At 72.1% G+C, this 13,070-nt stretch carries 12 protein-coding genes; 1 reads left to right on the top strand and 11 read right to left on the bottom strand.

What is annotated here, in order from left to right; genetic code table 11:
* Positions 1-72: 72 nt before the first annotated feature.
* The 5 genes from F7R91_RS26455 to bldG all read right to left on the bottom strand — a co-directional run bounded on the left by F7R91_RS26455 (position 73) and on the right by bldG (position 6,207).
* Positions 73-1,608 carry a DUF7059 domain-containing protein gene (locus F7R91_RS26455; protein WP_191971647.1) on the bottom strand — a complete coding sequence of 512 codons (1,536 nt, stop codon included), beginning with the start codon at positions 1,606-1,608 and terminating at the stop codon, positions 73-75.
* Positions 1,609-1,803: 195 nt separating this feature from the next.
* Positions 1,804-2,394, bottom strand: coding sequence for an oligoendopeptidase F family protein (locus F7R91_RS26450; RefSeq protein WP_150951891.1), 591 nt, complete (start codon positions 2,392-2,394; stop codon positions 1,804-1,806).
* 194 nt (positions 2,395-2,588) lie between these two features.
* Complete coding sequence (locus tag F7R91_RS26445) at positions 2,589-4,994, bottom strand: sodium-translocating pyrophosphatase (RefSeq protein WP_150951888.1); 2,406 nt, start codon at positions 4,992-4,994, stop codon at positions 2,589-2,591.
* Between the two features lie 322 nt (positions 4,995-5,316).
* A complete protein-coding gene (locus tag F7R91_RS26440) occupies positions 5,317-5,754 on the bottom strand; it encodes an ATP-binding protein (protein WP_150951885.1) in 438 nt (145 codons plus the stop codon).
* 111 nt (positions 5,755-5,865) lie between these two features.
* Positions 5,866-6,207 (bottom strand): anti-sigma factor antagonist BldG, encoded by a 342-nt coding sequence (gene bldG, locus F7R91_RS26435; RefSeq protein ID WP_150951882.1) that lies wholly within the window; start codon positions 6,205-6,207, stop codon positions 5,866-5,868.
* Positions 6,208-6,287: 80 nt separating this feature from the next.
* On the opposite strand from bldG, the gene F7R91_RS26430 reads away from it, so the two are divergent.
* Complete coding sequence (locus tag F7R91_RS26430) at positions 6,288-8,837, top strand: DEAD/DEAH box helicase (protein WP_225320802.1); 2,550 nt, start codon at positions 6,288-6,290, stop codon at positions 8,835-8,837.
* 197 nt (positions 8,838-9,034) lie between these two features.
* Here the strand turns inward: F7R91_RS26430 and F7R91_RS26425 are convergent, their stop codons facing one another.
* The 6 genes from F7R91_RS26425 to F7R91_RS26400 all read right to left on the bottom strand — a co-directional run bounded on the left by F7R91_RS26425 (position 9,035) and on the right by F7R91_RS26400 (position 13,046).
* The gene (locus F7R91_RS26425; RefSeq protein ID WP_150951876.1) at positions 9,035-9,475 is read right to left on the bottom strand and encodes an Rv3654c family TadE-like protein; all 441 of its coding nucleotides are present in this window, start codon (positions 9,473-9,475) and stop codon (positions 9,035-9,037) included.
* Entirely contained in the window at positions 9,472-9,801 is a 330-nt protein-coding gene (locus tag F7R91_RS26420; RefSeq protein WP_150951873.1) for a TadE family type IV pilus minor pilin, read from the bottom strand. Before F7R91_RS26420 ends, F7R91_RS26425 begins: the two co-directional genes overlap by 4 nt.
* Positions 9,802-9,823: 22 nt before the next feature.
* Entirely contained in the window at positions 9,824-10,033 is a 210-nt protein-coding gene (locus tag F7R91_RS26415; protein ID WP_150951870.1) for a DUF4244 domain-containing protein, read from the bottom strand.
* A gap of 91 nt (positions 10,034-10,124) precedes the next feature.
* Positions 10,125-10,910 (bottom strand): type II secretion system F family protein, encoded by a 786-nt coding sequence (locus F7R91_RS26410; RefSeq protein WP_150951868.1) that lies wholly within the window; start codon positions 10,908-10,910, stop codon positions 10,125-10,127.
* Positions 10,907-11,770 carry a type II secretion system F family protein gene (locus F7R91_RS26405; RefSeq protein WP_150951964.1) on the bottom strand — a complete coding sequence of 288 codons (864 nt, stop codon included), beginning with the start codon at positions 11,768-11,770 and terminating at the stop codon, positions 10,907-10,909. The genes F7R91_RS26410 and F7R91_RS26405 overlap by 4 nt, the downstream gene beginning before the upstream one ends.
* Positions 11,763-13,046, bottom strand: coding sequence for a TadA family conjugal transfer-associated ATPase (locus tag F7R91_RS26400; RefSeq protein ID WP_408056063.1), 1,284 nt, complete (start codon positions 13,044-13,046; stop codon positions 11,763-11,765). Before F7R91_RS26400 ends, F7R91_RS26405 begins: the two co-directional genes overlap by 8 nt.
* Between the last annotated feature and the right edge of the window lie 24 nt (positions 13,047-13,070).

The following is a 13,070-nucleotide window of genomic DNA, read 5'->3' as shown; positions in this document are numbered from 1 at the left end:
ATCAGACACTGCGGCCCCAGAAGTGCGGGGGCGTCCCGGCCGTCGAGCACAGGGTGTGCGCGCGCCCCGGGCTCAGGCCGGTTCGAGGAACCCCTGCTCCACCAGCAGCCGGATCTGCGCGGGCGTACGGTCGCGCAGCAGGACCGGGTCCTCGCCCACCAGTTGCGCGATGGCGTCCAGGATGCGCCCCGCGCTCAGCGTGCCGTCGCACACGCCCGCGAAGCCCGCGCCGACCGTGTCCACCTTGGTGGCACGGCGCATTCCGCGGTTCTGGCGCAGCACCACATGCTCGGGATCCTCGGCGCCGGGCAGTCCGACCTGCTCCTGGACGATCTCGGCGGCGAGCCTGAAGTGGCCGGCGAGCAGGGCAGCGTCGTCGTGCTCGCGCAGATAGTCGAGGCGGGTGAAGTGCGCCCGGACCGCGTCCCCGAGCGGCTGCTCGACCGGGTGCGGCCACTCCTCGACGGTGACCGAGGGCACGGGAGAGCCCGTCTTGCGCAGGGTGATCCAGCCGAAGCCGACGGCCCGCACCTTGCGCGCCTCGAACTCGTCCAGCCAGGCGTCGTACCGCGCCTGGTAGTCGGCCGGGTCGCCGCGGTGGTCACCCGCGTCCCTCAGCCACAGCTCGGCGTACTGCGTGACGTCCTGGACCTCACGCTGCACGATCCACGCGTCGCACCCGCGCGGCACCCAGGACCTGAGCCGGTCCTGCCAGTCCTCCCCCTCCACGTGCTGCCAGTTGGCGAGGAACTGTGCGAATCCGCCCTCGTTCAGCCGCTCCCCCGCCCCCTGAACGAGCGACCGGCACAGATCGTCCCCGCCCATCCCGCCGTCGCGGTAGGTGAGCCGGGCACCCGGCGAGATCACGAACGGCGGGTTGGACACGATCAGGTCGTACGTCTCGTCGTCCCGGACCGGGTCGAACAGCGAGCCCTCGCGCAGGTCGGCGGCGGGCGCCCCGGACAGCGCCAGCGTCAGCGCGGTGATGTGCAGCGCGCGCGGGTTGACGTCGGTCGCCGTCACGCGCGTGGCGTGCTGTACGGCGTGCAGCGCCTGGATCCCGGAGCCGGTGCCGAGGTCGAGGGCGGCGGAGACGGGGGTGCGCACCGTGATGTTCGCGAGGGTCGTGGAGGCGCCGCCCACCCCAAGGACAACGCCTTCGTCGCGGCTGCCGATGCCTCCGGCGCCGCCGACCGCGCAGCCGAGGTCGGACACGATGAACCAGTCCTCGCCGTCCGAGCCGCCGTACGGCCGTACGTCCACGGTCGCGGCGACGGCGTCCCCGGCGCCCTGGCCGACGCGTACGAGCCACCCGGTCTCCAGGCACTCCGCGACGGGCAGAACGCCCTCCACGCGCGCGTGGGGCACGGGCTGCTGCAACAGAAACAGCCGCACGAGCACCTCCAGCGGCGTGTCGCCCCGGGTGGCCCGGAGCGCGGGCACGGTCTCGCTGCGCGCGAGCGCCGCGTACGCCGGGGCGCCGAGCAGGTCGAGCAGGCCGTCGGCCGTGAAGGAGGCCCCGAGCAGGGCCTCCCGCAGCCGGGCGATGACGTCGGTGCGGTCGGAAGCGGGCAGGGTGTGCAGGCTGGAGTCACTCACGCCCCCCATTGTGACGCGCACCGCAAGAGCGCCGCTCACGCCGCGGGCCGTGTCTGGCGGACGGTCGCAGGCGGTGCCGTGCGGCGGTCGCAGGCGATACCGACCGGGAGCCGCACGCCGTGCCGACCGGCGACCGCAGGCCACGCCGACCGACCGCAAACCGTGCCGACCGGCGACCGGTGTCAACCCGCGGTCACGGCCCTGTCAGCTCGACGCCGCCGGGGCCGAGGAGGCCGCCGCCTTGCAGCTCTGCTGCTTGGCCATGGCCTTGCCGACCTCGCCCTCCTCGAGGGTCTTCAGCGCGTCGTTCCCGCTCTGGCTCAGCTTGTCCAGCTCGGTCGCGATGTCCTTGAGGCCGTCGGCGAACTTCGCCTGGTCCTTGGTGTCGAGCTTGTCGACCTGGGCCTTCAGGGACGCGTACGACGAGGAGATGTCGTTGAGCTCCTTGACCGCGTCCTGCTGCTTCTTCGCGCCGTTCTCGACGTCGGGCGCCCCCGCCTTCTGCACGGCGGCACCGATCGCCTTGTAGGCGTCGGACATGTCCTGGAAGGCCTGCGCGTCGGTCTTCTGCACCTCTGCCGGCGTGCTGTTGTCCGAGGTCTCCTTCTGGATCGCGGCGTTGGCGGCCTCGATCTTCTTGGCCTGCGGCTGCACGGCGCCGCAGACCTGCTCGGCCCAGGCGTTCAGCTTGTCGTCGCCGTCGTCGCTGCTGCATCCCGACAGCGCCAGTACCAGTACCGCACCGCCGGACAGTGCGGCCGCGAGCTTCTTGTTCACCGGATTGGTCCCTTCCATGGCTCTCGGCCCCGGAACATACACGCCAGGTGGGGGACAACCGCATATCGAACGCCCGTTATAACACGGATTGTAACTGTTCGCACCAAGCGAGAGAAGGCTCACGGTGACGGCGCACACACGCAGGAAGCGGGCGGGCGGCGCATCAACTCGCGCCACCCGCCCGCCCGTTGCACGGGACTCCGTACGACCGCCTACGAAACCACCGCGGGATCCGCCGACTTGGCCATCCGCTCGGCATTGTCCTCGTCACCCACGGCGATTCCGCGCCGCTTGGAGACGTAGACCGCTCCCGCGATCACGAGGAGTGCCAGGACCGCGATGACGATCCGTACGCCGATGCTCTTGTCGTCGCCGTAGCTGAACTGGATGACCGCGGGCGCGATCAGCAGCGCCACCAGGTTCATCACCTTCAGCAGGGGGTTGATCGCGGGACCGGCGGTGTCCTTGAAGGGGTCACCGACCGTGTCGCCGATCACCGTCGCGGCATGGGCCTCGCTGCCCTTGCCGCCGTGGTGACCGTCCTCCACGAGTTTCTTCGCGTTGTCCCACGCGCCACCGGAGTTGGCCAGGAACACCGCCATCAGCGTGCCCGTCCCGATCGCGCCCGCGAGATACGCGCCGAGCGCGCCGACACCGAGGGTGAAGCCGATGAAGATCGGCGCCATCACGGCGAGCAGACCGGGTGTGGCGAGTTCACGCAGGGCGTCCTTGGTACAGATGTCGACGACCTTGCCGTACTCCGGTGTCTCGCTGTAGTCCATGATCCCGGGCTTCTCACGGAACTGCCGCCGCACCTCGTACACCACGGAACCCGCCGACCGCGACACGGCGTTGATCGCGAGCCCCGAGAAGAGGAAGACGACCGCCGCACCGGCGATGAGACCGACGAGGTTGTTGGGCTGCGAGATGTCCATCATCAGGCTCATCGGCGCACCGGCTCCGCCGAGCTTCTCACCGACGTCCTGCGCGCCGGTCGTGATCGCGTCACGGTACGACCCGAAGAGCGCCGATGCCGCGAGGACCGCGGTGGCGATGGCGATGCCCTTGGTGATGGCCTTGGTGGTGTTGCCGACCGCGTCCAGGTTGGTGAGCACCTGCGCGCCCGCGCCCTCGACGTCGCCGGACATCTCGGCGATGCCCTGCGCGTTGTCGGAGACCGGGCCGAAGGTGTCCATCGCGACGATCACACCGACCGTGGTGAGCAGGCCGGTGCCGGCCAGCGCCACCGCGAACAGCGCCAGCATGATCGACGTACCGCCGAGCAGGAACGCCCCGTACACACCGAGGCCGATCAGCAACGCGGTGTAGACGGCCGATTCGAGACCGACGGAGATGCCGGCCAGGACGACGGTGGCCGGACCGGTGAGCGAGGTCTTGCCGATGTCCTTGACCGGGCGTCGGCTGGTCTCGGTGAAGTAGCCGGTGAGCTGCTGGATGACGGCCGCCAGCAGGATGCCGATCGCCACCGCGACGAGCGCCAGGATCCGCGGGTCGCCGTCCTTGGCGCTGATCGCCGCGTCGGTGACACCGTCGAGTTCGGCATACGTGCCGGGGAGATAGACGAACACGGCCACGGCCACCAGCACGAGCGAGATCACCGCGGAGATGAAGAACCCACGGTTGATCGCGGACATGCCGCTGCGGTCGGAGGCCCTGGGCGCCACCGCGAAGATGCCGATCATCGCGGTGATCACGCCGATCGCGGGGACGAGCAGCGGGAAGGCGAGCCCGGAGTCGCCGAACGCCACCTTGCCGAGGATCAGCGCGGCGACCAGGGTCACGGCGTACGACTCGAAGAGGTCGGCCGCCATGCCCGCACAGTCGCCGACGTTGTCGCCCACGTTGTCGGCGATGGTCGCGGCATTGCGCGGATCGTCCTCCGGAATGCCCTGCTCGACCTTGCCGACCAGGTCGGCGCCGACGTCGGCGGCCTTGGTGAAGATGCCGCCGCCGACACGCATGAACATGGCGATCAGCGCGGCCCCGAGGCCGAAGCCCTCGAGCACCTTCGGGGCGTCGGCCGCGTACACCAGCACCACGCAGGAGGCGCCCAGCAGACCGAGCCCCACCGTGAACATGCCGACGACGCCGCCCGTGCGGAAAGCGATCTTCATGGCTTTGTGCGAGACGGCGGTGAGATCCTTTTCCGGCTCGCCTTCCGCCGGGGTGGCTTCGCGGGCCGCCGCGGCGACGCGGACATTGCTGCGCACGGCGAGCCACATGCCGATATAACCGGTCGCCGCCGAGAACGCGGCGCCGATCAAGAAGAACACCGATCGGCCGATGCGCTGATTCCAGTCGTCCGCGGGCAGCAGCATGAGCAGGAAGAACACGACCACGGCGAATACGCCGAGCGTGCGCAGCTGCCGGGCCAGATAGGCGTTCGCGCCTTCCTGGACCGCCGCCGCGATCTTCTTCATGCTGTCGGTGCCCTCGCCCGCCGCGAGTACCTGGCGCACCAGGATGCCTGCGACCACGAGCGCCGCCAGCGCCACGACCGCGATGACGGTCACGATCAGGCGGTTGCCGTCGGTCAGCACTGCGGCTGCGAAGGTTGTGGGGTGATCCAACTGATGAGGGGTAGAAAGCCCCGCCATTCGTCCTCCTTGACGCTTGGGCTGAGCTCAAGATGTGGACGGATTGTAGGTACCGGAACCTGATCAAAACAGTGCGCGGTAAGCGGAATTGGCCTTCACTTGCTCCTCAGCAAATGATCGAGGTCCCTGCACAGAACTCAAAAGCGGTAATGCCTCAAAACCGTTGACGCTTGATCCAATTATCACCTGATAGATCGTGAAGGAATTCACGAAAAGGCTTCACGGGACCACTGTACGACCGTTGCCCGCGGCCGGACATGCCGAAGGGCCCTGGTCACCAGGGCCCTTCGGGTCGGAAACTTCGCAGCGGGGGACGCGCGCCTCAGGGGAGCACCGCGGCCGGCGGCGTGGTCGGCCAGGTCATACGGATCAGTCCGCCGTGCTCCCCGGCGGTCACCTCGACGTCGTCGACGAGCCCGCTGATCACCGCGAGACCCATCTCGTCCTCCTCGGCCTCCACCTCGGTCACGTCGCCCGCGGAACCGGAACCCCGGCCGCCGGGCGCCGCGCGGGGTGCCTCGTCGCCGACCTCGATGGAGAACTGTTTCTCCTCCTCGATCAGCAGCACCTTCACCGGCGAAGAGATACCGACGGTCTGATGCAGTCCGACGGCGCGGGTACAGGCCTCGCCGACGGCGAGTCTGAGCTCGTCGAGGACGGCCTCGTCCACCCCGGCCCTGCGCGCCACCGCTGCCGCCACGAGCCGGGCGGTCCTGACGTGCTCGGGCAGCGCGCTGAAGCGGAGCTCCACGGTGGCCATGCATCCCCCTCGGAACGGGCGTGCTGTCGGGGGCCCGGGCCGCCGAAAGCCCGGCCCCCTGCGTTCACTGCTGCCGGCCCGTCACGGACGGGGTCCGCGCCGGGCCGGTGATCAGTCGGTGGCCTCGACCGCTTCCTCGACCGAGGTGTGGATCGGGAACACCTTGGTGAGGCCGGTGATACGGAAGATCTTGAGGATGCGTTCCTGGTTGCAGACCAGGCGCAGCGAGCCCTCGTGGGCACGCACCCGCTTGAGTCCGCCCACCAGCACGCCGAGCCCGGTGGAGTCGAGGAAGTCCACGCCCTCCATGTCGACGACAAGGTGGAAACTGCCGTCATTCACCAGCTCGACCAACTGCTCGCGCAACTTGGGCGCGGTATATACGTCGATTTCGCCACCGACCCTGACGATCGTGCGATCGCCGATGGTCTCGGTCGACAGGGACAGGTCCACGGATCCTCCAGCACCTTGCTATCGAGCGGTCGCCCTGCGGGACACCTCGGCAGAGCCCCCGGGACGGTTCGCCAGCCGCGATGGCATTCAATCACTTACCGGCAGGCGTGCACGACGCCTTGGTCCCATTGTCCGTCAAGCCAGTGACACACTCGGTGCCGATGGCCAAGAATCACCGATCCGATCGACACTCGGCGGAGCCCGTGTCCCGCCTCTCGCCGGGCGCAGTCCTCGCCCGGCTCGCCACGGGGCCGAGCCGGGCTTCGCGCATCACTCATACGGAGCACTTGCCCCCGCGCGAGGGTCGCCATGCCGTCTGGCCCGACCGGATCCGCTCCGAGGTCATCGCGGCGGTCCGGGCCTGCGGCATCGAGCACCCCTGGGCCCACCAGGCACGGGCCGCCGAACACGCCCTGGACGGCGAATCCGTCGTCGTCGCCACGGGCACGGCGTCCGGGAAGTCCCTGGCCTACCTCGTACCGGTCCTGTCGACGCTCCTGGACGGATCCGAAGCCCCCAACGGCCGCGGTGCCACCGCCCTGTATCTGGCTCCCACGAAGGCCCTGGCAGCGGACCAGTGCCGCTCTGTGAAGGAACTTTCACAACCTCTGGGTAATTCCGTCCGCCCGGCCGTGTACGACGGCGACACGCCGGTCGAGGAACGCGAATGGGTGCGCCAGTACGCCAACTACGTCCTCACCAACCCCGACATGCTGCACCGCGGCATCCTGCCGTCCCACCCGCGCTGGTCCTCCTTCCTGAAGGCGCTGAAGTACGTCGTCATCGACGAGTGCCACACCTACCGCGGCGTCTTCGGCTCCCACGTCGCCCAGGCGCTGCGCCGGCTGCGTCGCCTGTGCGCCCGCTACGGCGCCTCACCGGTGTTCCTGCTCGCCTCCGCCACCGCCGCGGAGCCCTCGGTCGCCGCCCGCCGCCTCACCGGCCTCCCGGTGGTCGAGGTCGCCGACGACGCCTCCCCGCGCGGCGAAATGGTGTTTGCCCTGTGGGAGCCCCCGCTCACCGAGATGCAGGGCGAGAAGGGCGCGCCGGTCCGCCGCACCGCCACCGCCGAGACGGCCGACCTGCTGACCGACCTCGCCGTCCAGGGCGTCCGCACGGTCGCCTTCGTCCGCTCCCGGCGCGGCGCCGAGCTGATCTCCGTGATCGCCCAGGAACGCCTGGCCGAGGTGGACCGGTCGCTGGCGCGGCGCGTGGCGGCGTACCGGGGCGGCTACCTCCCCGAGGAGCGCCGCGCCCTGGAACAGGCCCTCCACTCCGGCGAGCTTCTCGGTCTCGCCGCGACGACCGCGCTGGAGCTCGGCATCGACGTCTCCGGCCTCGACGCCGTGCTGATCGCCGGCTACCCGGGCAGACGCGCCTCGCTGTGGCAGCAGGCGGGCCGGGCCGGGCGGTCCGGGCAAGGCGCCCTCGCCGTCCTGGTCGCCCGTGACGACCCCCTCGACACCTTCCTCGTCCATCACCCCGAGGCACTGTTCGACCAACCGGTGGAGTCCACCGTCCTCGACCCCGACAACCCGTACGTCCTCGCCCCGCACCTGTGCGCGGCGGCCGCCGAGCTGCCCCTCGTGGACGAGGACGTGGAGCTCTTCGGCCCCGCGTGCGAGGAACTGCTCCCCCAGCTGGAGGCGGCGAAGCTGCTGCGCCGCCGGACGAAGGCCTGGCACTGGACGCGCCGGGAACGGGCCGCCGACCTGACCGACATCCGCGGCGCGGGCGGACAGCCGGTCCGGGTCGTCGAGTCCGGCACGGGACGGCTGCTGGGCACCGTAGACGCGGGCGCCGCCCACACGACCGTCCACGAGGGCGCGGTGCACCTGCACCAGGGCCGTACATATCTGGTGCGCTCCCTCGATCTGGAGGACTCGGTGGCGCTGGTCGAGGAGGCAGGCCCGTCCTATTCGACGGTCGCCCGCGACACGACGTCGATCTCCGTCCTGGAGACGGACACCGAGATCCCGTGGGGCGACGGCCGCCTGTGCTACGGCTCCGTCGAGGTCACCAACCAAGTGGTCTCCTTCCTGCGCCGGCGTGTCATCACCGGTGAAGTGCTGGGCGAGACGAAGCTCGACCTCCCTCCTCGTACGCTGCGCACACGCGCCGTGTGGTGGACGGTCACCGAGGACCAGCTGGACGCGGCCCGGATCGGCCCGGAGATCCTCGGCGGCGCCCTGCACGCCGCCGAGCACGCCTCGATCGGCATGCTGCCCCTCTTCGCGACCTGCGACCGCTGGGACATCGGCGGCGTGTCGATCCCGCTGCACCCCGACACCCTCCTCCCGACGGTCTTCGTCTACGACGGCCACCCCGGAGGCGCGGGCTTCGCGGAGCGCGCCTTCCACACGGCCCGCGCCTGGCTGACGGCCACCCGCGAGGCCATCGCCTCCTGCGAGTGCGACGCGGGCTGCCCGTCCTGCATCCAGTCCCCCAAGTGCGGCAACGGCAACGACCCGCTGCACAAGAGGGGGGCGGTGCGGTTGCTCACGGTGCTGCTGCGGGGGGCGCCGGAGGAGCGGGTGGCGGAAGGGACGGCGGAGGGGGCAGCTCCGCGGGATCCGCCGGTGGAACGGCCGGCTCCGCAGGACCCGGCGGTGGAAGGGCGGGTTCCGTAGAGGCCGCCGGTGGAGGAGCCCATTCCGCAGGACCCGCCGTGGAGCGGCCTGTTCCGCAGGTCCCGCCCGTCGAGCGGGCTGTCCTGCAGGGCCCGGCCGTGGAACGGGCTCTTCCGCAGGCCCCGTCCGTCGAGCGGCCTGCACCGTAGGACCCGCCCGTCGAGCGGCCTGTTCCGCAGGACCCACCCACGAGCGGCCTATTCCGCAGGGGCCGCGGGTGGCAAGGCCTCGTCCGCAGGGCCCGCCCGTGCTCTGACCTCGGCCGCGAACGGGCCCCGTCCAGACGCCGCCGTCACGTCCGAGATCTCGCCCACGACCGCGCAGCGCACGAGCCGCACGCCCTGTGCCCGAGCCACCCGGTCGGCGCGGGCACAGGCGGCCGCTGCGCCCTCCGCCCAGTGGTCCGCCGCCGCGAGCGCGGCGAGATCCGCACCGCCGGCCGCCCGGTGCCGGATCACGACGGCCTGCCCCATCGCGACCACGACACCGAACACCACACACAGGACGGCGATCGCCCCGATGCTCCAGACGGTGGCGGAGCCACGGTCGCAGCGGCGGCCGAGAGCGAGTATGCGACCGCCCGGCCGGACGGCCCCAGGCTCCCAGCCGTTGCTCCGGACGGCCCAACCGTGTCTCATCTCCCCTCCCCCACCGTGTCCTCCGCCGCCGCCACGGCCTCCTCCCGTACCTCGAAGGGCAGGCCGTTCAGCGCGGGCGGCTTGGCCACGACCGCCACGCGGACCTGGTCCCCCTCCCGGCTGATCGTGACCTTCGCTCCGCGCGGTGCGGCCGCACGGGTGAGCTCCACGACCGCGTCCGGCGGATCCTGCCGGGCTGCCGCGCGGGCCCCCGTGCGGGCCGCGTCCACGCACTGGATCTGGGCGGCCACCACGAGCAGCCCCCACACCAGCGCCATCGCGAACATGACCAGCACGGGCAGCACCACGGCCGACTCCGCCGTCACGAACCCCTGGTCCGTCTCCCGCTCACATCCGCGCACCGAGCGCCCGCTTCACGATGCCCTGGAGCTCCGCGCTGACGGCCCCGCTCGTCACCACCTTGTAGAGGACCACGGCGAACGCCACCGCCGCGACGATCCCCATCGCGTACTCGGAGGTGACCATCCCCGCGTCCCTCCGTGCCACCCGCATCCTGCACACCAGGGCACGCAACCGCGCCCGTACTACCTTGCTCATCTCAACCCCCGTAAGGATCAGTACTGTTGCCACGCTTCTGACAGCTCTTGCGACTACTGGCTCTCCATCACCGGCCGTCGGCCCACGCCGGTCATCCACCTCCTCCTCCCAGCACGCCACCCGCAAGTCCGATCACCACGGGCAGCACCCCCACCGCGATGAACGCGGGCAGGAAGCACAGCCCGACCGGTGCGGTGACCATCACGGCAGCCCGCCGTGCCCGTGCCGTGGCGGTGCGGGCCCACTCCGCGCGGGCGTCCGCGGCCAGCCGGGCGACCGGTCCGGCGGCGGGAAGCCCGGACACGTCGGCCCGTTCCAGCAGTCGCGCCAGGGCCTCGGCGCCCGGTATCGAGGCGAGCGTGCGCCAGGCTTCGGCCGGCTCGCCGCCGAGCCGCACCTCCGCCGCGCCGCGAGCCAGCCCCTCCCCGACGGGGCCGCCCAGGGCCTCCCCCACGGCCTGCGCCGCGATCACCGGACCGGCACCCGCGGCGATGCAGGCCGCCAAGAGGTCCGAGGCCAGCGGAAGTTGCCGTCGAGCCGCGCCCGCGTCACGTTCCTCCGCGACTCCGGCCGCCGTCCGACGCAGACTCCACCGCCAGAGCCCGACCGCGATCCCCAGCCCTACCCCGGCACCGGCGACACCGCCGACCAGGACCCATCCGGCACACACCGCTCCCACTCCCGGCAGCCACCGTCTCCCGGCGTCCCGCAGGTCGAATCGCGGTCCGGCCGTCATCTCCTCGCCGACCAGCATTCCGGCCAGTCGCCGCCGCACCCTGCGTTCATGCCGTACCGCCCGGAACCACCGGATCAGCCACCCGAGGACCAGCAGAACCCCCATGACCGCCCCCAGCCTGTGGACAACCTCCGCGCTCACACCGCCTCCGCTCTCCGTACGATCCGCATCGCCCACCACATCCCCAGGCCCTCCAGCAGACCGCCGGCCAGCAGGCAGCCCAGCCCCGCCCCGGTGTGCAGCAGCACATGCAGCGGATCGGCGCCCAGAGCCACTCCGGGCACCAGGCCCAGGACGGGCAGCCCGGCGAGCATCAGGGCCGTGGCGCGCGCTCCCGCCAACTGGGCGCGCAGATCGGCTCGTTGGTCTCGTTCGGCGCGCAGCGCCCCTTCGAGCCGGTCGAGTCCGGCGGCGAGTCCGGCGCCCTGGTCCACTGCCACCCGCCAGCACGCCGCGAGGCCCAGCAGCCCTTCGGCACCCGGCTGACGTGCCGCCGCCGCAAGTGCGCCCGGGACATCGCCGCCGAACCGCGCCGCCGCGAGCACGGCCGCCTGGCCGTCACCGAGCCCGCCGGCGTCCCGGGCGGCAAGCAGCAGCGCCTCGCCGGGCTGCCGTCCGGCGCGCACCTCCCCGGCGAGCGCCCCGCACAGCGCGATCACCGCGTCGCCCCGGCGCTCCCGGGCGCGCCGGTCCTGAGCGGCCAGCCGCACCCGTCGCAGCAGCGGCACACCGGCCGCCCCCGCGACGGCCGGCAGCACGGAGGCGCCCAGCAGGGCGAGGACCAGACCGGCGGCCAGTGACCACCACTCGGCCCGCAGCCGCCCACGGACCCGTCGCAGCCCGTCGGCCAGTTGCCGCCGGGCCGGCGGACCGACCCCCACCGTTCCGCTACCGGCCAGCAGCAGGTGGGCCCGCCGGGCAGCCCCGAAGTGCCTCCCGCCGAGCAGCCAGGCCGCCGCTCCGGCGCACACCACGGCCGCTCCCATCGCCGTCTCACTCATCCCGGTCACCGCCCCTCTCCCACGCCGACTCACCGCGCCCGAAGCCGACCTCACCGCCGGCCTCACCGCCGACACCCAGCAGTCCGCGGCCGTTGCCCGCCGACTCACCGCCCCCGCACCCCGGCCCGCTCCCCCCGCTCCGAAGCAGCCCCCGCAGCCGCTCCCACCCCCGCTCGCCGACGAACGCCTCCGCGCCCCACCGCAGCGCCGGTACCGTCCGCACCAGCCCGGAAGGGTCCCGTTCCAGCACATGCACCTCGGCGATCCGCCGCCGACCGGCCCGGTCGCGCACCAGGTGCAGGACCACGGACAGCGCTGCCGCCAACTGGCTGTGCAGTGCGGCCCGGTCGAGCCCCGCCGCGGTGCCCAGGGCCTCCAACCGAGCCGGTACATCAGCCGCCGCGTTGGCGTGCACGGTTCCGCACCCGCCCTCGTGGCCCGTGTTCAACGCGGCCAGCAGATGCACCACTTCGGGCCCTCGCACCTCCCCCACGACCAGCCGGTCCGGCCGCATCCGCAGCGCCTGCCGCACCAGGTCCTGGAGCGTGACGAGCCCCGCGCCCTCCTGGTTGGCGGGTCTGCTCTCCAGCCGGACGACATGCGGATGGTCCGGCCGCAGCTCCGCCGAGTCCTCGGCGAGCACGATCCGCTCACCCGGGCCGACGAGCCCCAGCAACGCACTCAGCAGGGTTGTCTTGCCGCTTCCGGTGCCGCCACTGATGAGGAAGGACAAGCGCGCGTCGAGCAGCGCCCGCAGCACCCGGTCCCCGCCGGGCGGCACCGTGCCCGCGGCCACCAGTTCGTCGAGCGTGAACGCACGCGGTCGTACGACGCGCAGCGACAGACAGGTGCAGCCCACGGCGACCGGCGGCAGCACCGCGTGCAGCCGGGTCCCGTCGGGCAGCCTCGCGTCGGCCCAGGGCCGTGCGTCGTCCAGGCGGCGTCCGGCCACCGCGGCCAGGCGCTGCGCGAGGCGTCGTACGGCCGCGGCGTCGGGGAAGCGGACGCCGGTCAGCTCCAGTCCGCCGCCTCGGTCCACCCAGACCCGGTCCGGGGCCGAGACCAGCACATCGGTCACCGACGGATCGGCGAGGAGCGGCTCCAGCGGGCCCGTGCCCACCAGCTCCGACCGCAACTGTTCAGCCGCGCCGAGGACTTCGGCATCCCCGAGCACCCGCCCCTGCTCCCGCAACGCCTGCGCCACACGCGCTGGTGTCGGCTCGGCCCCGCTCTCGGCCAGCCACCGCCGCACGCCGTTCAGCAGCCCCGAAGACATCCCTGGAGACATCCCAGAAGGCAT

It is taken from the genome of Streptomyces luteolifulvus (assembly GCF_008806595.1).
Lineage (GTDB): Bacteria > Actinomycetota > Actinomycetes > Streptomycetales > Streptomycetaceae > Streptomyces > Streptomyces luteolifulvus.
This window is presented reverse-complemented; position numbering and strand designations above follow the sequence as displayed.